The organism is Embleya sp. NPDC059237 (assembly GCF_042754105.1).
In the GTDB taxonomy this organism is placed as follows: domain Bacteria; phylum Actinomycetota; class Actinomycetes; order Streptomycetales; family Streptomycetaceae; genus Embleya.
Map to the genome: position 1 here is coordinate 617,011 of NZ_JBHZAE010000002.1, position 20,302 is coordinate 637,312.

Here is a 20,302-nt window from a genome sequence, read left to right on the forward strand (position 1 = left end):
CAAGTTCAATGGTTGAAGTCCTCAACCTTTTTGCATTACCTTGGGGTCATGAGCAGTCCCGAGCCGAGCACCCCTGAGCCGAGCACCGCCGAGATCATGGACGCCATGGCCGCCGTGGGTACCGCGTACTTCCACGACTTCGCCGCGGTGGTCAGCCGGCACGGGCTCACCTCCGTGCAGGCCAAGACGCTGTCCCTGCTGCGCCGCCCGCTGCCGATGCGCGGACTGGCCGATCGGCTGGTGTGCGACGCCTCCAACGTCACCGGCATCGTGGACCGGCTCGAATCGCGCGGCCTGGTCCGCCGCGAGGCCGACCCCGCCGACCGGCGGGTCAAGAACGTGGTGGCCACCGAGGAGGGGCACGAGACGATCCGCCGGATCCGGGCCGAGATGCACACCACGCGCGCCGCGCTCGACGCACTCACCCTCGACGAGCGCGCCGCGCTGTACGGCCTGCTGGGCCGGCTGCGCCCGGCGATGGAGGCCCCGCACGCCTGACCGCGCCGGCGGCGGCTCCGGTTCGCCCCGGGCCCGACCGCGCGAATCGGCTTGCCCGAAGGTGCGCGCGCCCGGCACGCTCGGTCGGTGACCGCGATTCCCGAGATCGAGTTCCCCGCGGCCGCACCGGCCCGGCACCGGTTCGGCAGCGCATGACCACCGATCCCGAAGGCGCCCCATCCGGCCTGCACTTCGTCCCCACGCCCCTCGAACTCGGCGACCCCACCTGGGTCTTCCCCTCCGTCGCCGAAGACGAGGCGGCCGGCGTCCGGACCGCGCTCGCCGAGGCCGACGCCCGGCTGCGCGAGACGGGCGCACACCTCGGCGTCCCCGGCTCGGTGCACTACGTCGGCCAACACTTCGACGGGATCCACTGCGCGAGTGTGCAGGGCCGGCTCGAACTCCCCAACGGCCGGAGTTTCCTGGCCGCGCTGTACTTCCCCCGGCGCTGCGCCTTCGACCTGCGCTGGGGGCCGCCCTGGGTGAGCGAGGTCGAGATCGGCCGCGCGTGCCCGCCGCCGGCGGACTGCGGCGGTCATCCCGACGCCGAGTGGTCCCGCGAGTACGACACGCCGCCGGCCGCGGCCCTGGGCTTCGCCGCCGACGCTGCTCGGCTGCGGGAGCGGGTTCTGGCCCGGCCCCGGTCCGCTTGGCTCGCGGCCGAACCGGACGCCGGTTGCCGACCGTTCGACCCGGCGACGTGAGCGGGCCGATCCGCTACGGCGTGTCGGGGTCGGCCGGCGGGACCGTGCCGCCGAGGGCGCGCCAGAGCAACGCCGCGGTGCGATACGGCCAGTTCGTCGGGACCGGCGCGCCGGCCAGTTCGCGGCCGTACCAGGAGCCGGTACACATCGTGAGGGCGACCTCCAGGTCGGCGTCGGGGTCGAGTTGGCCCTGGCGGCGGGCCGATTCCAGCGCGGCGAGCAGGCGCGCGCGGCGGGGGGCGATCACCCGGGAGCGGTAGCGGGCGCGCAGTTCGGGGTCGGTGGTGTCCTGGAGCATCGTGCCGACCAGGGACATCCGGCCGGGTTTGCCGACGCCGCGCTGGAAGTCGGCGAGTTCGGCCACCAGCGTGCCGAACGGGTCGGCGGCGCCGACATCGTGCTCCTCCTCGGCGAGCGCGGTCACCACCGCCGCGGCCAACTCGGCCTTGCCGGGCCAGCGTCGATACAGCGCCTGGCGGGTCGTGCCGGCCTCCTGGGCGACCGCCGCGAGCGACATCGCGGCGTATCCGTCCCGGGCCAGATGCTGTCCCGCGACGGCCAGGATGCGGGCGTCGATCGCGCTGTCCCGCGCCCGACCGGCACCGCGGCTGGCACTTTCCATTTCAATACACTCCTGTATTGTATTGATCGGCAACGCACCGAGAAACAGGGGTAGCGAGCGTGATCATCGTGTTCAACCGTCCCATCATCCCGTCGGGCCGATCCACCGGCGGAACCCCATGACCGGCGCGCCGATCCCGAGCCGGTTGCGGTCGCTGCTGACCCGAGCACACACCCTCGACCACGCGCTCACCCGCCGGATGACCGACGCCGACGCGGGCGAGCCGCTGCGGGACACGGTGATCCGCCCGCTCGCCGAGGCACTGGCCGAGGTCGGCGGGAGCGCCGTCGGGCCGGAGCCGGCCGACCCGACGGCCGCCGACGCGGATCCGGCCGGCCTCGTGCGCGCCCTCGCCGCGGACGTCACCCGGCTGCGCGCCGAGGTCGACCCCGAGCCGCCGCTCGGCGTGCAGGAGGCCGCCGCCGCGCTGCAACACCTGGCCTGGCTGTTCGCCGACGAGGCCGATCGGGTCGCGCTGGTCGAGGAGTTCACCGCGCTCCAGGCCGGCCTGCAGAGCCGGATCATGGTCGCGCCGAACGGCCCGTACCTGGTCACCAATGCCACGCGCGTCACCGACCGGCTCGGCGAGCCGATCCCGGTACTGCCGCAGACCGCGCTGTGCCGGTGCGGCGAGTCGACCACCAAGCCGCTGTGCGACGGCAGCCACGCCCGCAACGGGTTCACCGGCGCCAAGGACCCCGGCCGCGTGCCCGACGAGCGGCGGACGTACCCCGGCGCGCCCGTCGCGGTCACCGACAACCGCGGCATCTGCGCGCACTCGGGCCTGTGCACCGATCGGCTCTCCACCGTCTTCCGGCAGAAGGAGGAGCCGTTCGTGGCGCCCTCGGGCGACCGCATGGACGAGATCGTGCGCACCGTGCGGGCCTGCCCGTCCGGCGCGCTCGACTACCTCATCGACGGACAGTCCCCGCCGCCGCAACCGCGCGACCCCACGATCGAGGTCTCGCAGGACGGCCCGTACCGGGTGACCGGCTCGATCCCGCTGGTCGGCGCCGACGGCGAACCGGAACCGCGCGGTCCGGGCGCCCCGACCGAGCACTACAGCCTGTGCCGGTGCGGCCATTCGCAGAACAAGCCGTTCTGCAGCGGCATGCACTGGTACGTGAACTTCGCCGACCCGCCGCGCTCCGAGGAGCCCACGCTCTACGAATGGGCCGGCGGACTGCCCGCGCTGACCCGCATGACGCACATCTTCTACGACAAGTACGTACCGCAGGACCCGCTGCTCGGCCCGCTGTTCGCCCGGATGGCACCCGACCACCCCGAGCGGGTGGCGGCGTGGCTGGTCGAGACCTTCGGCGGCCCCAAGCTGTACACCGAGCAGTACGGCGGCTACGACCACATGGTGGGCGAGCACGCCGGCAAGGCCCTGACCGAGGAATGGCGCACCCGCTGGACCCAGTTGATCGGCCGGGCCGCCAACGACGCGGGCCTGCCCACCGACGCCGAGTTCCGCGCCGCGTTCGTCGCCTACGTCGAGTGGGGCTCGCGCATCGCGGTGGAGAACTCCCAGCCCGGCGCCCGGCCGCCGGCCCACATGCCCGTACCCCGGTGGTGGTGGGTCTGCGGCGCCACCCCCGGCGCCCGGGTCTCCGCACTGGCCCCCGTCGCGACCGAGGAGACGACCGAGATGCCCCTGCCGACCGAAGAACAGCCGATCGGCTTCGCCGAGCACATCAAGCCGCTGTTCCGGGAGATGGACCGCAAGTCGATGAGCTTCATGTTCGACCTGTGGTCGCACGACGACGTCAGCGCGCACGCGCAGGCGATCCTGGCCCGGCTGCGTCAGGGCAGCATGCCCTGCGACGGCGCCTGGCCCGCCGACCGGGTGGACGTCTTCGCCCGCTGGGTCGACGAGGGCACCCCGGCGTAGCGCCGGTATACGCCGGTGCCGGCGGTCCGCGCCACGGGGGCCGACCGCCGGCACCGATCGTACTCGCCCGGCACACCGGCCGGTTGCCGACCGGCCTCGGGTATGTCCCGGTTCCTCGACAGCGGTTGCCCGTCGACCCGAACCGCGAACGTCCCCGGTACGCTCGGCGCACGTACGGAATCTGTGGTGCGGAGGCAGGCGGCGTGACATCCATACCGGCGGGGCACGCGGGCGAAGGCGACGAGAACGCTTGGCGGTTGCCGCGACTCGACGAGATCGAGAGCGGACTGCCCACCCGGATCGACACGACCGTTCCGCATACCGCCCGGATCTACGACTATCTTCTCGGCGGCAAGAACAATTTCGCGGTCGATCGGGCCACCGCCGACGCCATCGTCGCGGCGATCCCCGACCTGGCGGTCAGCCTCCGGCTCAACCGGCTCTTCCTGCGTCGCGCCGTGCGCTACGCGGCCCGCCGGGGCATCCGTCAGTTCCTGGACATCGGCACCGGGATTCCCACCTCGGGCAACACCCACGAAGTGGCCCACGAGATCGCCCCGGACGCCCGGGTGGCCTACGTGGACAACGACCCGATCGTGCTCGTGCACGGCCGGGCGCTGATGACCGACGCGGATCCGGGCCGGACCACGTTCACCCAGGCCGACCTGCGCGCGCCCGAGGACATCCTGTCCGCGCCGGAGGTGCTGGAGGTCATCGACTTCGACCGGCCGGTGGCGCTGATGCTGGTGGCGATCCTGCACTTCATCCGGGACGACGAGAAACCGCACGACATCGTCGCCCGACTCCGCGACGCGCTGCCCTCCAAAAGCATGCTGCTGCTCTCGCACGCCTCCTTCGACGCCAACCCGAACCAGGGCCGCAAGGGCGCCGAGGGCTGGAAGAACGCCTCCGCCGAGATGACCATGCGCCCCTACGCCGAGATCCGCGCCATGTTCGCCGGGTTCGACCTGGTCGAACCCGGATTGCGTACCCACTGGAACCCGGACGGGGAGCCCGAACACCCGCTGGACGAGGTCGAGAACGTCTGGGGCTACGGCGCCGTCGGCATCAAACCCTGACCCTCGCGACACCGCGCGGGCCCGCGTGCGCGGCGATCGACGATGCGGACGGGCCGCCCGCGCCCGACGGGATCCGACCCGCGATACTTACCCGTCGGATTCCCGGGTTCGCAGGCAAGGAACGTCGTGTACACATCCCGAATGGCCGTGACCGCCATGGCGGTCGTCCTCTGCTGCGCCGCGCTCGCCGGCTGCGCCGGTGTCGGTGACGCGCTGGAGTCCAACGTCGACCGGGACGCGCGGGACCTGGTCCGCGAGTCGGCGAGTCTGGTCCGCGGCGCCGACGACATCCGCATCGTCGGCGACCAGGTGCTCACCTCCACCAGGCGCGTCGACTTCGACCTGTGTGTGCGCGAGGGCCGGGACTACCGGGGCTCGTTCGAGATGAACGGGCGCCCGGGCGAGGCGATCGTGGTCGGCGGGAAGTCCTACCTCAAGGCCGGCGCCGAGTTCTGGGAGTGGGCCGGCACGAGCCTGCCCGACACCGCCGCGAACAGGCGGACGTACGCCGATCGTTACGCGATGCTCGCGTACGACCCGACCAATCCCCTGGACACGGTCGGCGTGATCTTCGAACCCGGCGCCGACGGCTACACCAAGGGCGAACCGGTCACCATCGACGGCCGTACGCTGATCCCCCTCACCCGGGTCGACGGGGAGGGGGACGCGCAGGGCCGGCGGCGGTCGCGCACGGTCTATGTGCGGGCGTACGGCAAGCCGTATCCCGTCGTCATCCGCTCCGAGGGCACCCGTCCGCAGAATGCGAGGATCACCCGCAGCGAACGCTCGTGCGTGCCCGCCGCACCCCCCGCGGGCGAGGTCGTGGATCGCCTGCCCGCGGGGAAGTAGCGGCTCGGGTCGATGACGTCAGCCGTGCAGGGCCTCCGCCGGACGGCGGCCGAGGATCGACTCGGCGATCTCGCCGCTGCGGATGGCGAGATTGGACAGGAGCGAGGAGGTCAGCCCGTGGGTGTGCTCCGTACCGCCCTGGAGATAGATACCGCAGCGCAGTTCGGGCGAGGTGACCAGTCGGTAGTCGCGGCCCACCCGATGCCGGCCGGCCTCGTCGCGCAGGCAGTACCGGTCCAACTCGCCCAGCAGGCGGCTCGGTTCCATCGCCTCGTAGCCGGTGGCGAACACGATCGCGTCCACGTCCAGCTCGGGCGATTCGTCGTCGAGCAACGACAGCAGTGACACGCGCGTCTCGTCGCCCGCCCGCTTGACCTCGTCGACCCGGGTCAGGTTGAGGAAGTGCAACCGCTCGGCCCCGCGCACCTCCTCGTCGTACGAGCGCCGGTACAGGTCGCGGATCACCTCGGCATCGACCACCGAATAGTTGGTGTTTCGGTGGTACTGCCAGAACGCCTCGCGGGTGCGGTCGGTCCCGAAGTAGTACGCGTCGACCGCGTTCGGGTCGAACACCTGGTTCGCGAACGGGGTGTCGTCGGCCACGCAGTAGCCGTACGACGGGATGATCGAGTAGACCCGGGCGTGCGGGAGTTCGTCGTAGAGGAACCGGGTGATCTCGGCCGCGCTCTGGCCCGCGCCGACCACCGCCACGGTGCGCAGCCCGGTCGGGTCGGTCCGGCTGTACTTGTCCAGGAACTCCGAGCTGTGCCAGACCCGTTCGTCGGCCTGGATACCGTCGGGCAGGCGCGGTACCAGGCCGGTGGAGATGGCCACGTTGCGCGCATCGACCGTGCGGGTCCCGGAGCCGTCGCGGATCTCCAGGCGCAGATGCTCGGCCGAGGCCGGGTCGACGCCCGCCGGCAGCCGGATCGCGGTCACCTCCGAGCCGTAGTGCACCCGGTCGGTGAAGCTCGCCTGCGCCCACTCCAGGTACTGGTGGAACTCCTGGCGGGTCGGGAAGAAGTCCTGGTTGTTGACGAACTGCGTGAGCCGGCCCACCTCGTGCAGATACGACACGAAGCTGAACCGCGACGCCGGATTCCGGAACGTGGCCAGGTCCTTCATGAACGAGATCTGCATGGTCGCGGTCGGCAGCAACATATTGCGATGCCAGCCGAACGCACGCTGCCGCTCGAAGAATATCGCCCCGGGTCCGTCCGGGGATCCGTTTCCCCCGGCGCCCCCGTACTCCTCCAGGGCGATGGCCAGGGACAGATTGGAGGGCCCGAATCCAATGCCCGCCACGTCGTAGATTTCATGTGCAAAAGTACCCATAGAATACTCTCTCGCTAGCGTGGCGGCGACAGGGGCTTCGGTAACTTCGACGGGTCGGTCACGGAAACCGGGAAGGGACCCTGATCGGGCGTCCTGGAATTCAGCGGAAAACTTCGTCGAGCGTTGTCGGCTGTTCCCGCATCGCTCGACCGGAGAACCGGGAGAAACGCATTCGGTATTGCGCCGGGAAGCACCGCAGCTTCAACTTAGAGGGGCCGAGCACACCTTTCAAGGGCTCGGTCGCAATGCAGCGGAGTACGCCGTCCTGCCGACGGGACAACGCCCCCGCCGGAGCGGCGCCCCGCTCGTATCCATGCCAAGCACTCCGGCTCCGTCGTCGTGGAGCCGCGCCCTGCACCAGGTCACCGAAAGGGTGAGTTCCGGATGTTCGTTCCCGGGCAGTATCGCGAACCGGACGGTTCGTGGATGGTCGAGCTGATCCGCAGTAATCCGTTGGCGCTCGTGGCACTGAACGGCAGCCCCGAGGAAGGGCCTTTCGCCACACACCTGCCGGTGATCCTCGACCCCGAGCGGCACACCGAATGGAGCGACGACCTGGTCGGTGTCACGTTGCTCGGACACATGAACCGGGCGAATCCGCATTGGCGGGCGCTGACCGACGGCTGCACCGTGCTGCTCACCTTCACCGGACCGCACGCGTACGTCTCGCCGACCGTGTACGAGATCACGCCGGCCGCGCCGACCTGGAACTTCACCTCGGTTCATCTGCGCGGCACGGTGGAGAAGATCGATTCACTGGACGAGACGCTGGGCGTGGTGAAGTCCACCGTCCGGGCGTTCGAGAGCGAGCACGGCACCGGATGGGACATGACCGAATCGGTGGAGTACTTCCGCAGCATCGTGGCCGGCGTGGGCGCCTTCCGGATCCGGGTGACCCGGGCCGACGGCATGTTCAAGCTCAGCCAGGAACAACCCGGCGAGGTGCGGGACCGGGTGCAGCGCTCGTTCGACGAGCGCGGGTGCACGCGGCATCGCGCCACGGCCGAGTTGATGAGCCGCCTGCCCTGACCGTGGCCCGACCTGCCGACGGGCCCGTGCTCGATGCGGAGCACGGGCCCCTCGGCCCACCGGAGCGGGAAGTCGGGCGGGGGCGTACCGGGCTTCGGGCCGCCCCCGCCCGCCCGCCGACCTGCGTCCGGATCGGTCAGACGCCGACGCCGGCCTCCTGCGGCACGCCCTCCTGTACGTCCTCCAACGCGACCTCGATGGCGTCCTCGAGCACCCGCTCGGCGGCGTGGTCGAGCGTCGCGAGCACCCATTGCTCGAAGTCGATCCCGGAGTGTTCGGCGGCCTTGTGCCACCACTGGATACGATCCCCGGGCACCGCGAGACGACGGGTCGCCTCGATCTGCCGGCCGTCGCGCCCCTCGTCCGCTCGCGCGTCGCGGATAGCGTTGCGCAGCTGCTTGGTGGTCCACTTCATCTGTTCCGCGCGATCCAGCCACAGCTCCTGTTCACCGACCGGCAACGAGGCCAGCTCGGCATGATGCTGGAAACTGAGCGCGGATCGCCGTCGATCGAAGTCGAACCTCCTGGAGACCCACGCATAATTCCGGAGCGTCTGGTAGCTTAACCCCGCTGCGCGTATCCCTCGCTGATACAGGTCGGTATAGTGATCTTTTCCGTATACCAACCAGTCGCCGAGCCACCACGACGAGGAATCAAGGATTCCCGAGAGCTTACGCCCGGCTTGCTCCCAATCCTCGAAGGTCATGTCGGCCGGGATTTGCAGACCCACCTTTGTGGTGAGCAATCGTCCGCAATGCGGCGGATGTTCCCTGACAGCTCTTCGCGGGCGGGCGACCACTCCCGGCCCCGAGTGCAGCTGGGCCTCTCTCTCGCGTTCGTGAACTCTCGTCTGGTTCGCCACCATGCCTCCATGTGCGTGCATGCTCGAACAAGCAAATAATGCGCAGGCCATAACCGCTGTTTGCGCAGTGCGTTGCCCCAGGGAGTTCTGCTACGGGGTGTGCCCGATATCCGATCTGCATTCAGTGGACGATCGGCCCCGCCGCGGCTCCGGTGTCGCCGGTCGCCTACGGATCACCCCCACCCGGGTGATCGGCGACACGACTTCCGGAAGCATGCGGCTACACCACGCAGAGGGCGCGGTATCAGGGCCGGACATAGTCGACATGTGTACGAATGCGTGCATCAACGGTTTGCCCCGTTCGCCTCTTTACAGATCCCCGTTGGCGTTGCGGCTGTCGGCGGCACACCCCCGCCGACTCCCGAAGATCCACATTCAGAGTGGTGCTCTTCGGGCCTACCCGAGTAGATCTCAGCAGGTCCCGGAAATCAAGGAACCAACCACCAACACTTCGCGACCGACTGGCTACGCAACTGTTTGGTTGGTGTTCATCGACATTTTGCCGACGGCGGGAATGAATCGACCAACCGGATCGTCCCGCAACCCAACCCGTAGGAAAGGCAATCGGTTGGCCGCAGGCCCGGATCCGGTGTACTCGATCGTTCACTTCAACCATTCTCGCGGGGCGGTCACTATAGACGAAATGATCTGCTCCCCACTCGGCTACTCATGCGTATTGACGCCTTCCTAACGCACCACCCGCAGATATTTACGATGGGACGCAACCCGAGACATCCGATCACCATCCGGATGGTTTTTTCGAACATCAGGTCGAAGCCTCGATCGGCGCCGCGCCGGCGGCGCGATCCGGCCGGCGAACACGCGGGGTGTCGGGGTCGCAGCGGGGTGCAACGAGAGGGGAAGAAGTGCCGGAACGGCCTCGAAGGAGCCGCCGGGGTGTGCGACGTGTCGCGCGCGGGAGCGGGCACGGGAGTCGTGAGGCGTGCTCCGGGGTGCGGATGTGGGTGTGGGCCCGGGTTCGGTCATGAGCGCGGGCGTGAGCGCAGGCTCGGTCGTGTAGGCGTTCGACTCGGTCGTCCCGGGGTCGATCCGGCGCGCCCGGGAGGGCCGGCCCGGCCCCGGGGGCCGGCGGTGGCACCGGGTGGGGTTCGGCGACCCGATCCGACCCGCCCGTGCCGGCTCGGCTCCGGGTGCCTCCCCGCGTGACCCGCCGGCCCGGGACCCCGCCCCCACCGCTTCGGGGCTGCAACGCTCGCTTCGGTGGGAAATATGGCCGCGAGTCGCCGGAATGCGCGATTGTCGGTCTCCGGCGCGATCCGTCGTGGAGCCCTTCACGGTGCCGCGCCGACCGAAACGGCGGCTGTCCTGTCAACGGGACGGATATCGGTCGAACCTCGTGCTAGTTTCGATCGGCGGCAATCCCGCTCTTTTCCGGTATGCCCGCATCATCGGGCGCACACCGTGTTTTCCTCCGGTGTCGCACACCGCCGAATTCGGCATTGATTTCATCCCCCGGACACAATCACGGAGAAAAAGGAAATCAACGTGCCCCAGTCAGAGATCGAACGACCCACACACGACAACCGAACGGTTGGACCGCGTCGCTATCTGATGTGCCGGCCGACCTACTTCGACGTCACCTATTCCATCAATCCGTGGATGGATCCGAGTGTGCCCACGTCGGCGGACACCGGTCTGGCCCAGTGGAAACGCCTGCACGACGCCTACGTCGCGCTCGGGCACGAGGTGGCGCTGATCGAACCGGTGCCCGGACTGCCCGACATGGTGTTCTCGGCGAACGGCGCCACCGTCGTGGACGGCCGGGTGCTGGTGGCCCGGTTCCGCCACCCGCAGCGCGTCGACGAGTCCGCCGCCTATCTCGACTGGTTCCGTGCCGACGGCTGGGCCGAGGTCCACCAGGCCGAATACATCAACGAGGGCGAGGGCGACTTCCTCCTGGTCGGCGGGCAATTGCTGGCCGGCAGCGGCTTCCGCAGCGATCCGCGGGCGCACGACGAGGCCCGCGAGTACTTCGGCCTGCCCGTGCTCGGCCTGACCCTGGTCGACCCGAGGTTCTACCACCTGGACACCGCGCTGTCCGTGCTCGGCCCCGACGAGATCATGTACTACCCGGAGGCATTCGACGAGGCCGGCCGCCGCGTCCTGGCCGAACGTTTCCCGGACGCGATCCTGGCCGACGAGGCCGCCGCCGCCACGTTCGGGCTCAACGCGCTCTCCGACGGCCGGCACGTACTGCTCCCGGAGCGCGCCGTCCCGCTCCTCGGTCCGCAGTTGCGCGAACGCGGCTACATCCCCCAGGGGATCGACCTGACCGAACTGCTGAAGGCCGGCGGCAACACCAAGTGCTGCACACTGGAACTGCGTCGCTGATCGACCGGTTGTCGAATCGGTGCCGGCCGGGCCACCCGAAATGCCCGGATCCCGTCGACGAGACGGCCCTCCGGCCACGCGCCGGCACCGTCGCGGCCACCCCCGACACCGCGTTGCCACCCCGGCGCCATCGATGGCGCCGGGCCGATCCGGCCGAAGCGGGCTCCCGGTTCCCCTAGGGTATTGCCAGTTCCGGGGACGGTGAGTGCGGTTCCGGGGACTCGGATCCCGACTACGGGGTGAGGAGGCCGTCGCGGATGTCCGATGTGGACACACCGGGGTCGGGCCCGCCGGGTGCCGACGACCCGCCGGGTGGCGACGAGGAGACCAGGTTCGTCGCGATGCTCTACCGCGAGTATTCCCGACCGCTGCTCGCGGTCGTCTCGCGCTTGAACGGCGGTGACCGCCAGCGGGCGGAGGACAGCGTGCAGGAGGTGCTCGTCCGCGCCTGGCGCAATCGGGAGAAGCTGGATCCCGCCGCTCCGCTGCTGCCGTGGCTGGTCACCGTGGCCCGCCGCCTGGTCATCGATGAACAGCGGGCCCGATCGGCCCGCCCGCCGGAGGTCGGCGACGAGCCGCTGGCCACGCTGCCCACCGGCGACGAGGTCGACCGCCTGCTGCGTTCGGTCGTGGTCGGCGACGCGCTGGACGCGCTTTCCACATCGCACCGGGAAATTTTGATCGAAACCTTCTTCCGCGACCGTACTGTCAATCAGGCGGCCGACGTACTCGGCATCCCGGCCGGTACGGCGAAGTCGCGCGTGTACTACGCGCTGCGCGCCCTGCGGGTCGTCCTGGAGGAGAGGGGGGTGTCGTCATGAGCGTCCAACCCGAGCACGCGGATGTCGGCGCGTATGCCCTCGGACTGCTGGAACCGGCCGACCGGGAGGCGTTCGAGGAGCACCTGACCACATGCGACCGCTGCCTGGACGAGCTGGCGGATTTCTCCGGCATGGCCACGCTGCTGACGGAGCTGCGCGACGAGGGGGTGTACGAGCTGCCGGAGGCGAGGGGTGAACCCGAGCCGACCGGGTCGGCCGTACCCTCGCCGACGGCGGCTCCGGAACCGCCGACGCTGCGGGTGGCCGCTCCGCCTCCCCCGGCCGGTTCGACTCGCTCGGACTCTTCGGCCGGCTCGGCCCCCGCGGCCCGCTCGGCTCCCGTGGACGAACTCGCCACGCGCCGGGCGGCCCGCCGGGCGCCGCGGCGCTCGTTGCTGGTGGCCGCGTGCGCGGCGCTCCTTGTGATCGGCCTGGGCGCCGGCGTACTGACCGGGCGGACCTGGTTCAAGGACGACTCGTCCACCGCGACGCGGGCGGTGCCGGGCGACCCGATGGCGGTGATCGCTGCGAACGGGCAGGTGGTGGGCGCGACCGGGCCGAACGGTGGCGCCACCGCGCGGATCGCCCTGGAGAGCAAGGCGTGGGGCACCAACCTGGCGCTCGAACTGCGCAACGTCCACGGCCCGTTGAAGTGTTCGCTGGTCGCGGTGGACAAAGCGGGGAAGGAGCAGCAGATCTCCTCCTGGATGGTGCCACCGAAGGGCTACGGCGTCCCGGGCTCGGAGGCCCCGCTGGTACTGCAGACCGGGACGTGGACCACGAAGGACAATCTGGCCCGCTTCGACGTACGCACGTCCGACGGGGGCACGCTGGTCAGCGTGCCGGTGTAGCGGCGGCAATACCGATGCCGGTGCCTCGGGACACCCGTCCCGAGGCACCGGCACACCGGACGGGTTCTAGGCGAAGCGGCCCTGGAGCAACCAGACCCCGGGCGCGCCCGGGTCGGCGACCGGGTCGCCGAGCAGGCCCCAGAATCGCTCCACCACGGCGGCCCGCGGCACGTCGGCCACGTCCATGCCCTCGGGGAAGACCGAACTCAGCACCTCGAGCACCTCGCCGATGCGCTTGCGGCGCATCCCGATCAGCCGGGTGATGTCGGGCAGTTGCGTCTTCCACCGGCCGACCACGGCCTCGGCCAGCAGGTTCTCCAACTCCGGGCCCACGCCCGACACTTCGGCCAGACCCTGCATGGACAGGCCGAGCGCGCGGACCAGGAATCCGGTGCGCTCCTCGTCGGCCCGCCACTTGTTCGCCCGTTCGAGCCGGGTGTAGCCCACCTCCCGCATCCGCACCCGGTTGGCGAGTTCGGCGCGGGTGAGGCCGGCCGCGATCCGGTGGTCCTGGAGGTTGGTCGGCCGGCCGCCCATCAGTCGGCTCACGGGCACGACCAAGGACTTGGCGAGGGCGAGCAGTTCGGCTTCGTTCGGGCGTTCCGTACCGGCTTCCCACTGGGCCACGGTCGACGGCATCACCCGCAGCTCGTACGAAGCCAATGTCGCGGCCACACGCTCGCAGGTTAGCGCCATCACCCCCCGTGCGGAGGCGGCTGCGGACGGCGAGAACGCCGGTGGGACATCGAGGTCATTGGGGTCGGTCACGCGGCAAGCATAGAAAGTCCGGGCCGCGACTCCGAGCCGACGTCCGGGTGTTGGGGCGGACCGGCACCGACGGCGAGCCGGACCGACCGGCCATCCGGTCCGGATCGATCGTCGATCGATCGGGTCCGGATGGTTCACGGATGGTATACAGACCGCGCACGGTCGGTATGCACGCTTCTCGCGACTTCCGCGAAGCATCCGAGCGACGTGCCGATCACCCTCCGCACACCGACTCGGGCATAAATCCGGAGAAAGCCCAACACCGTTCCGGTGCGCTCCTGTTCGGCCGCCGAACCGGCCACAATTCGACGCCGAATTTCCCCCGTCCCGAATTGACTAAACATGCCGTCGCCACGATTCTTGCGTGCGGTGGCCCAGGGGTGGGGAGCCCGGTGAACAGGCCCGGGCTGCGGGGGCCGCTTTTTCGTGAGGGAGTCGTCTTTTCATGTTCCTGGCACAGCGGGGTATATCCCGCGCGGCGTCGGCGTGTGCCGTCGCCGGTCTGGCGGCCGTCGCGCTCGTCGGGTTCGCGCCCGTCGCGCAGGCGGACACGGCCGCGCTGCAATTCCGTGGGCACGTCGACCGCACGGAGGGCGCGGTCGCCCTGTCCGGCTTCCGGTGGCTGCAGCAGACCGAGCTGATGATCCTGAGCGCGGAGGGACGCCACGCCCCCCAGGTTCTCGTGTACTGCATCGACCTGGAGACCTCCGTCCACGGCGGTGTCGACTACCGCGAGGGGGCGTGGGCCGACTCCTGGCTCAAGGACACCGCCAAGGTCGCGAAGATCAACTGGGTGCTGAACCACTCGTACCCCAAGATCAACGACCTCGACGCGCTCGCCAAGACCGCCGGCCTGCCGGACAAGAAACGCCGGCTCGACGCGCAGGAGGCCGTCGCGGCCACCCAGGCCGCAATCTGGCACTACAGCAACGGCGTGAACCTGTCCACTTCGGACAACGGCGAAGACGTCGTGAACCTGTACAAGTACCTGACGGGCGACGCCAACAAGGGCGAGGCGAGCGAGCCGGGGGCCTCCCTCGAACTCGCGCCGACCACGACCAGCGGCAAGGACGGCGACACGCCGGGCGTGGGTCCGGTCACCGTCAAGACCACCTCGACCGAGCCGGTCGCGGTCAAGCTCGACGGCACCGTCCCCGCCGGCGTCTCGCTGGTCGGCAAGGACGGCAACCCGCTCGGCACCGCCGGCAACGGCACCGAGTTGTACGTCAAGGTGCCGAAGAGCCAGAACCCGGGCGAGGCCCGGATCGCGGCCTCGACCAAGGCCGGCGTCAACATCGGCCGGGTGTTCCTGGCCAAGGACCGCAAGCACTCGCAGACCCTGATCGCGGCCGGTTCGCAGCCGTTCTCGGTCGGCGCCGCGGCCCAGGTCAAGTGGAGCCACCAGCCGGTTCCGGTCCCCTCGTCGGCGTACAAGGAGGACTGCGTCCAGGGCGGGGTCACGGTCACGCTGAAGAACACCGGTGACGGCCCCGCCGACTTCAAGCTCAACGGCGAGAAGGTGACCGTTCCGCCGAACTCGACCAAGACGCAGTTCGTCAAGGTCGCCGAGGACACGAACTACACCATCACCGTGACCGGTCCGGGCGACTACGCGCAGACCTACACGGGCCGGCTCGACTGCGTCGAGACCCCGACGATCCCGCCGACCACCACGCCGCCGACGGCTCCCGCGAGCACGCCGCCGCCGGTGGTGACCACGCCGCCCGCCACCTCGAAGCCGCCGACCACGACAGCCCCGCCGACGTCGAACACCTCGGCCCCGGCGACCAGTTCCGCCCCGGCGACCACTTCGGCTCCCCCGGTCACGCCGACCATCCCGCCGAGCACGTCGGCTCCGGCCACCACGGGCGCGCCCGCCACCACGGGCACACCGGCGACCTCCTCGTCCGCCCCGGTGGGCAGCGCGAGCCCGAGCGGCAGCCAGGCACCCACCAAGCCGATCGTGGAGCCCGGCACGGACAACCCGCCGATCGAGGTGCCCTGGCTCCCGGTCGCCCCGGCGGGCAGCCGCAAGGACCTGGCCAACACCGGTGGGGACGACTCCAACGTCGTCCTGATCACCGGCGTCGCCGCCGGCCTGCTGCTGGCCGGTGGAGGCGCGCTCTACCTGAACCGCCGCCGCGGCCGTCACGAGGCGTGACCGTCCACCGAGGTGATCGCACCACCACGCAAGGCAGTTGAATCGGGTCCCGTCACCATGTGACCCGTTCCGACGACGAAGGCCCCGCCGGTGTACCGGCGGGGCCTTCGTCGTCCGCGAACTCCCTTTCCACACCACCTCGAATGCGATCCCTATTTGTCGACAGCACGATTCATTTCCTGAATCACGTCGCGCGGGGGCATTCGAAATCAGCCGTAGGAAGCCGCGGTTCGCACCGTCCCGAAGCGCGGAAAGATGCGCTCGACGGTGAAGTCGTGCTCGTCCGCCGCGAATCCGGACATCGCGTCGGCCACGAACTCGACCTCGTAGCCGTGGTCGTCGGCCGCCCGGCCCGTGGACTCCACACCCATGGTGGTGACCAGGCCCGCCAACACCAGCCGTTCCACGCCGCGCGCCCGCAACTGCGCGTCCAGGTCGGTTCCGTGGAACGCGCCGACGGTGTGCTTCACGATCGTCACGTCGCCGGGGCGGACCAGCCCCTCCGCGAAGTCGCTTCCGGGTGGCTGCTCGGCGACGCCGGGTCGGTCCACCCGCACCAGGACCACCGGGTTTGCGTCGGCCCGGAAGTCGTCGGCCAACCGGCGACAGCGGGCGAGCACGTCCTCGCCGGAGTGCGGTGCCACCGGCAACGCGACGATGCGCGGCATGAGATCGATGAGAATCAGGGCGGTAGTCACGGTCGTGATCGTAGACACGCCGTCCGCTCGGCGCCGGACCCGGCCGGCCGGCCGGCCACCGTGACGGGCCGGCCACCGGCGCGTCGGTGCCTACCGGCCGGTGGCCAGGTTCGCGCCCCCGGTGCAGTCGATCACAGTCCCCGTCATGAAGCCGTTGCCCACGAGCATCCGGATCACATCGGCCACTTCGTCGGCGTGGCCGACCCGGCCGACCGGGGTCGCGGCGCTGATCCCGGTGAAGAGTTCGGTGCGGGCCTCGCTCGGGATCGTGTCCCACCACGGGGTGTCGATCACGCCCGGCGAGACCGCGTTGACCCGGATCGGCGCGAGTTCGACCGCCAGCGGCGGCACCATCGCCTCCAACGCGCCATTGATCGCGGCCAGTCCGGCGGTACCGGGGAAGGCCGCCCGCGCCGAGGCCGCGGTCACGAACGTCACCGAGGCGTGCGCGGCCAGCCTGGGCAGCGCCGCCTGGACGATCCGGATGAACGGCCAGAACTTGCCCGCGAAGCCGGCCGCCAACTGCTCCAGGTCCAGGCCGGCGATCGGGCCGCTGCCGGCGGCGCCGCTCAGCGCCAGGACCAGGTGGTCGATCGGCCGGCCCGACGCCGCGAAGAACTCGGCCACCTCGGCCTGATCCGCGCCGTCGAGCCGGTATCCGGTGGTCTTGCCGCCGATGCGCTCGACGGCGGCGTCCAGCCGCGCTCGGTCGCGGCCGGTGACCACGACCTCCGCGCCGTCGGCGGCCAGCAGGGCCGCGGTCGCCTCGCCGATTCCGGAGGTGCCGCCCATGACGACGACGTGCTGACCATGCAGGGAACGGGACAGAGCCATGACGGTGCCTTGCCTTCTCTTCGTACCACCCGATGCAGACCACGGGAGGGCTCTCGCTTTACCGAGACCTTCCGTCTCGACAAAGCATTACCGAGACCGACGGTCTCGTCAAGCGGCTATGCTGATCCCATGACGAACCCCGACGACGACACCCCGCGCCGCGCGCACACCGGTCGGCGCCGCAACGAGGACGCCCGCCGCGCGATCCTGGACGCCGTGCTCGTCCTGCTCGCCGAGTCGGGCGGCGCGCCCGTGACGATCGACACCATCGCGCGCGCGGCCGGCGTCGGGAAGCAGACGATCTACCGCTGGTGGCCCTCGAAGGGCGCGGTCCTGCTCGAAGCCCTGATCGGCCTGGCGGGCGACGTCGTGTCACCGCCCCGGGGCGACACGCTGCGCGCCGATCTGACGTCCTTCGTCACCGCCACGTTCCGCGGTGCCCGGGCCGAGTCGACGGCCGCCGTACTGCGCTCGCTGGTCCGCGAGGCGGCGCGCGATCCGCATGCCGCAGACCTGGTCCGCACCTTCACCGAGACCCGCCGGGACGCGCTGCGCGCACTGCTGGCCGGGCACCCCGACGAACTCGCACCAGACGCCGACCTCGACCTGATCGTGGATCAGATGTACGGACTCTTCTGGTACCGCTTCCTGCTGGCCCACCGCCCCCTGTCGGACGAGGCCGCCGCCGCCCTCGGCGCGGCCCTCGCCGCCCAGGCCGGAGCTGGATCCGCCCGCCCCTGAGGGGCCCCGGCCCCCGCGTCACTCCCGCGCGGCCGACTCCGCCGGTCGTCGGCGGGTCGCCGAGACCTCGGCCGCCGCCGTCACGACGAGGACCGCGGCGGTCGCGCCGATCAGGCCCGCCACCGGCAGCACCCCGGCGGCGGGCAGCAGTGCCGACACCACCACCGCGGCGGCGATCCTGATCCACACCGTCGCGTCCCGCGAGCCGGCGAACGCCGCGCGTACCCCCGCCCCGGCGACCAGGAACAGCACGATCCCGCCGAGCAGGCACGCGGCGGTCGCCGTGGACACGTGCCGGTCGTCGCCGCCGACGACCGTACCGATCGCCGCGCCGGTCACCGCGATGCCCCATTGCATGGGCAGATGCCCGAAGACGTACACATCGCGCAGGATCGGACTGGTGGCGATCTCCTCGTGGCCGCCCACCCGGGTCGCGCTCGCGTTGAAGTACATCCACCAGACGCACGCGCACAGCGCGAACGCGCTCAGCCCGATCAGCCCCGTGGACACCGCCCCGCGCCCGCCGTCGGCGAGGCCGCCGGTGCAACCGAGCACCGCCTCGCCGATCACGATGATCGTGAACAGCCCGAAACGCTCCCGCAGATGCTCCGCGTCGTGCGAAGCGGCGGCGATCCGGCGGCGGGCCAGGAACGGCAGCGACAACTCGCCGACCATCGCGACCGCCCAGAGCCCGTAGCGCACCGAGTCCCGAGGCGCCGGCAGACCGAGGACCCACACCGAACCGGTCAGCGTCGACATCGTGCCGAACGAGCGCAGGATCGGCCGAAAGCTCGGGTCGGATCGCGCACCCCAGGCGTACGAGAACACGATCACCCCGCGCGCGCCGAGGTATCCGGCGACGAACCCGACACTCGCCCCGGTCCCGTGTCCGACCCCGCCGACGAACACCGCCATCGCGGCCACGGCGGCCATCCCGACCATGGTGATCAACCGATGCGCGGAGTCGTCCGGATCGAAACGATTGGCCCGCACCGTGTACAACACCCAGGTCCACCACACCGGTACGAACAGCGCGGCGGCTCCCACGACCGAACCGCCCGTGGGCTGTTCCCCCACCCGGTGCACGACCTGCCCGACGGCCGCCACGAACACCAGGTCACAGAACAACTCGAACCAGGTGGCCCGCCGCTCCCCCACCGCCTCGGTCACCCGAATCCCCCCACACACCGGCCCGATACGCCGGCCGATCCTACGACCACCCCATGCACGCACGAGGCGCCGGTCGGGTGCTCCCCCGACCGGCGCCCCCGCGGCGTGCGGCGTTCGTCAGGCCTGGACCAGATGTGACCGCTGCCGACCCAGCCGGTCGATCTCCAGTTCCATCACGTCGCCCTCGGCCAGGTACGGGAACCGGCCGGACAGCGCGACGCCCTGCGGCGTCCCGGTGTTGACGATGTCACCGGGCTCCAGCACCAGATACTGCGACAGGTGGTGGATCAGGTACGCCACGCCGAAGATCATGTCGGCCGTGGTGGAGTCCTGCCGGGCTTCCCCGCCGACCCACGAACGCAGCCCGAGCGTCTGCGGATCGGGGACCTCGTCGGTGGTCACCAGCCATGGGCCGAGCGGGTTGAACGTCTCGCAGTTCTTGCCCTTGGACCACTGCCCACCCGACTGCTCCAGCTGGAAGGCGCGCTCGGAGACGTCGTTGCTGATCGTGTATCCCGCGACGTGTGCCAGGGCCTCCTTCGCCGAGGCGAGGTAGCGGGCCCGGCGGCCGATCACGACGGCGAGTTCGACCTCCCAGTCGGTCTTGACCGCGCCGCGCGGGATCAACACGTCGTCGTACGGGCCGACCACGGTGTGCGGTGTCTTGTAGAACAGGATCGGCGTGGTCGGCGGCTCGGCGCCGGATTCGGCCGCGTGCGCCGCGTAGTTCTGGCCGATGCACAGGACCGCGCCGGGCCGGGCCACCGGGGCGCCGACGCGCAGGCCCGCGACGTCCAGCTCCGGCAGCGTGCCCGCCGTCGCGGCCTCGCGGACCCGCTCGACGCCGTCGGAGGCGAAGAACGCGCCGTCGATGTCGGCGGTGAGCCGGCCCAGGTCGAAGTGGCGGCCGTCGGCGGCGAACAGCACGGGGCGTTCGTTGCCGGGCTCGCCTACGCGCATCAGGCGCACGGTGAACTCTCCAGATACATATGGGTACAGGGGTATGGGGATGATGACCGGAAGCAGACCACACA

At 70.5% G+C, this 20,302-nt stretch carries 19 protein-coding genes; 11 read left to right on the top strand and 8 right to left on the bottom strand.

The window, feature by feature from the left end; genetic code table 11:
• Window positions 1–48: 48 nt before the first annotated feature.
• Window positions 49–498 (top strand): MarR family winged helix-turn-helix transcriptional regulator, encoded by a 450-nt coding sequence (locus ACFXKZ_RS09480; protein ID WP_379998227.1) that lies wholly within the window; start codon window positions 49–51, stop codon window positions 496–498.
• 152 nt (window positions 499–650) lie between these two features.
• Window positions 651–1,202 (top strand): hypothetical protein, encoded by a 552-nt coding sequence (locus tag ACFXKZ_RS09485; RefSeq protein WP_379998229.1) that lies wholly within the window; start codon window positions 651–653, stop codon window positions 1,200–1,202.
• 13 nt (window positions 1,203–1,215) lie between these two features.
• On the opposite strand, the gene ACFXKZ_RS09490 is transcribed toward ACFXKZ_RS09485, so the two are convergent.
• Window positions 1,216–1,824, bottom strand: coding sequence for a TetR/AcrR family transcriptional regulator (locus ACFXKZ_RS09490; protein ID WP_379998231.1), 609 nt, complete (start codon window positions 1,822–1,824; stop codon window positions 1,216–1,218).
• 118 nt (window positions 1,825–1,942) lie between these two features.
• On the opposite strand from ACFXKZ_RS09490, the gene ACFXKZ_RS09495 reads away from it, so the two are divergent.
• The 3 genes from ACFXKZ_RS09495 to ACFXKZ_RS09505 all read left to right on the top strand — a co-directional run bounded on the left by ACFXKZ_RS09495 (window position 1,943) and on the right by ACFXKZ_RS09505 (window position 5,646).
• Window positions 1,943–3,718 (top strand): CDGSH iron-sulfur domain-containing protein, encoded by a 1,776-nt coding sequence (locus tag ACFXKZ_RS09495; RefSeq protein ID WP_379998233.1) that lies wholly within the window; start codon window positions 1,943–1,945, stop codon window positions 3,716–3,718.
• A 203-nt stretch (window positions 3,719–3,921) separates the two neighbouring features.
• Window positions 3,922–4,797, top strand: coding sequence for an SAM-dependent methyltransferase (locus ACFXKZ_RS09500; protein ID WP_379998236.1), 876 nt, complete (start codon window positions 3,922–3,924; stop codon window positions 4,795–4,797).
• A gap of 141 nt (window positions 4,798–4,938) precedes the next feature.
• Window positions 4,939–5,646 carry a hypothetical protein gene (locus ACFXKZ_RS09505; RefSeq protein ID WP_379998238.1) on the top strand — a complete coding sequence of 236 codons (708 nt, stop codon included), beginning with the start codon at window positions 4,939–4,941 and terminating at the stop codon, window positions 5,644–5,646.
• Between the two features lie 18 nt (window positions 5,647–5,664).
• On the opposite strand, the gene ACFXKZ_RS09510 is transcribed toward ACFXKZ_RS09505, so the two are convergent.
• On the bottom strand, window positions 5,665–6,951 hold the full coding sequence (locus ACFXKZ_RS09510) for a lysine N(6)-hydroxylase/L-ornithine N(5)-oxygenase family protein (protein ID WP_379998240.1): 1,287 nt from the start codon (window positions 6,949–6,951) through the stop codon (window positions 5,665–5,667).
• Window positions 6,952–7,365: 414 nt separating this feature from the next.
• Between ACFXKZ_RS09510 and ACFXKZ_RS09515 the strand changes: the two genes are divergently transcribed.
• Complete coding sequence (locus ACFXKZ_RS09515) at window positions 7,366–8,010, top strand: FMN-binding negative transcriptional regulator (protein WP_379998242.1); 645 nt, start codon at window positions 7,366–7,368, stop codon at window positions 8,008–8,010.
• A 136-nt stretch (window positions 8,011–8,146) separates the two neighbouring features.
• Here the strand turns inward: ACFXKZ_RS09515 and ACFXKZ_RS09520 are convergent, their stop codons facing one another.
• Complete coding sequence (locus ACFXKZ_RS09520; RefSeq protein ID WP_379998244.1) at window positions 8,147–8,716, bottom strand: LmbU family transcriptional regulator; 570 nt, start codon at window positions 8,714–8,716, stop codon at window positions 8,147–8,149.
• Window positions 8,717–10,378: 1,662 nt separating this feature from the next.
• On the opposite strand from ACFXKZ_RS09520, the gene ddaH reads away from it, so the two are divergent.
• From ddaH to ACFXKZ_RS09535, 3 genes are all read left to right on the top strand, one after another.
• Complete coding sequence (gene ddaH, locus ACFXKZ_RS09525) at window positions 10,379–11,224, top strand: dimethylargininase (protein ID WP_379998246.1); 846 nt, start codon at window positions 10,379–10,381, stop codon at window positions 11,222–11,224.
• 257 nt (window positions 11,225–11,481) lie between these two features.
• Window positions 11,482–12,045 (top strand): sigma-70 family RNA polymerase sigma factor, encoded by a 564-nt coding sequence (locus ACFXKZ_RS09530; RefSeq protein ID WP_126635762.1) that lies wholly within the window; start codon window positions 11,482–11,484, stop codon window positions 12,043–12,045.
• On the top strand, window positions 12,042–12,896 hold the full coding sequence (locus tag ACFXKZ_RS09535) for a zf-HC2 domain-containing protein (RefSeq protein ID WP_379998248.1): 855 nt from the start codon (window positions 12,042–12,044) through the stop codon (window positions 12,894–12,896). Before ACFXKZ_RS09530 ends, ACFXKZ_RS09535 begins: the two co-directional genes overlap by 4 nt.
• Window positions 12,897–12,962: 66 nt before the next feature.
• Here the strand turns inward: ACFXKZ_RS09535 and ACFXKZ_RS09540 are convergent, their stop codons facing one another.
• Window positions 12,963–13,664, bottom strand: a complete 702-nt coding sequence (locus ACFXKZ_RS09540; RefSeq protein ID WP_379998250.1) for a transcriptional regulator — start codon at window positions 13,662–13,664, stop codon at window positions 12,963–12,965.
• Between the two features lie 445 nt (window positions 13,665–14,109).
• On the opposite strand from ACFXKZ_RS09540, the gene ACFXKZ_RS09545 reads away from it, so the two are divergent.
• Window positions 14,110–15,825, top strand: a complete 1,716-nt coding sequence (locus ACFXKZ_RS09545; protein WP_379998252.1) for a Cys-Gln thioester bond-forming surface protein — start codon at window positions 14,110–14,112, stop codon at window positions 15,823–15,825.
• Between the two features lie 209 nt (window positions 15,826–16,034).
• Here the strand turns inward: ACFXKZ_RS09545 and ACFXKZ_RS09550 are convergent, their stop codons facing one another.
• Window positions 16,035–16,523, bottom strand: coding sequence for an isochorismatase family protein (locus tag ACFXKZ_RS09550; protein WP_379998254.1), 489 nt, complete (start codon window positions 16,521–16,523; stop codon window positions 16,035–16,037).
• A gap of 90 nt (window positions 16,524–16,613) precedes the next feature.
• On the bottom strand, window positions 16,614–17,357 hold the full coding sequence (locus ACFXKZ_RS09555; RefSeq protein WP_379998256.1) for an SDR family oxidoreductase: 744 nt from the start codon (window positions 17,355–17,357) through the stop codon (window positions 16,614–16,616).
• 129 nt (window positions 17,358–17,486) lie between these two features.
• Between ACFXKZ_RS09555 and ACFXKZ_RS09560 the strand changes: the two genes are divergently transcribed.
• The gene (locus ACFXKZ_RS09560) at window positions 17,487–18,098 is read left to right on the top strand and encodes a TetR/AcrR family transcriptional regulator (RefSeq protein WP_379998258.1); all 612 of its coding nucleotides are present in this window, start codon (window positions 17,487–17,489) and stop codon (window positions 18,096–18,098) included.
• Window positions 18,099–18,116: 18 nt separating this feature from the next.
• On the opposite strand, the gene ACFXKZ_RS09565 is transcribed toward ACFXKZ_RS09560, so the two are convergent.
• Window positions 18,117–19,268 (bottom strand): low temperature requirement protein A, encoded by a 1,152-nt coding sequence (locus ACFXKZ_RS09565; RefSeq protein WP_379998260.1) that lies wholly within the window; start codon window positions 19,266–19,268, stop codon window positions 18,117–18,119.
• A 117-nt stretch (window positions 19,269–19,385) separates the two neighbouring features.
• A complete protein-coding gene (locus ACFXKZ_RS09570; protein WP_379998262.1) occupies window positions 19,386–20,237 on the bottom strand; it encodes a fumarylacetoacetate hydrolase family protein in 852 nt (283 codons plus the stop codon).
• Between the last annotated feature and the right edge of the window lie 65 nt (window positions 20,238–20,302).

Excerpts from the sequence above, each read along its gene's own strand:
- ACFXKZ_RS09480 (WP_379998227.1), top strand. The coding sequence starts at position 49 with ATGAGCAGTCCCGAGCCGAGCACCCCTGAGCCGAGCACCGCCGAGATC.
- ACFXKZ_RS09515 (WP_379998242.1), top strand. The coding sequence starts at position 7,366 with ATGTTCGTTCCCGGGCAGTATCGCGAACCGGACGGTTCGTGGATGGTC.
- ACFXKZ_RS09495 (WP_379998233.1), top strand. The coding sequence starts at position 1,943 with ATGACCGGCGCGCCGATCCCGAGCCGGTTGCGGTCGCTGCTGACCCGA.
- ACFXKZ_RS09520 (WP_379998244.1), bottom strand. The coding sequence starts at position 8,716 with ATGACCTTCGAGGATTGGGAGCAAGCCGGGCGTAAGCTCTCGGGAATC.
- ACFXKZ_RS09560 (WP_379998258.1), top strand. The coding sequence starts at position 17,487 with ATGACGAACCCCGACGACGACACCCCGCGCCGCGCGCACACCGGTCGG.
- ACFXKZ_RS09530 (WP_126635762.1), top strand. The coding sequence starts at position 11,482 with ATGTCCGATGTGGACACACCGGGGTCGGGCCCGCCGGGTGCCGACGAC.
- ACFXKZ_RS09485 (WP_379998229.1), top strand. The coding sequence starts at position 651 with ATGACCACCGATCCCGAAGGCGCCCCATCCGGCCTGCACTTCGTCCCC.
- ACFXKZ_RS09535 (WP_379998248.1), top strand. The coding sequence starts at position 12,042 with ATGAGCGTCCAACCCGAGCACGCGGATGTCGGCGCGTATGCCCTCGGA.
- ACFXKZ_RS09555 (WP_379998256.1), bottom strand. The coding sequence starts at position 17,357 with ATGGCTCTGTCCCGTTCCCTGCATGGTCAGCACGTCGTCGTCATGGGC.
- ACFXKZ_RS09545 (WP_379998252.1), top strand. The coding sequence starts at position 14,110 with ATGTTCCTGGCACAGCGGGGTATATCCCGCGCGGCGTCGGCGTGTGCC.
- ACFXKZ_RS09490 (WP_379998231.1), bottom strand. The coding sequence starts at position 1,824 with ATGGAAAGTGCCAGCCGCGGTGCCGGTCGGGCGCGGGACAGCGCGATC.
- ACFXKZ_RS09505 (WP_379998238.1), top strand. The coding sequence starts at position 4,939 with ATGGCCGTGACCGCCATGGCGGTCGTCCTCTGCTGCGCCGCGCTCGCC.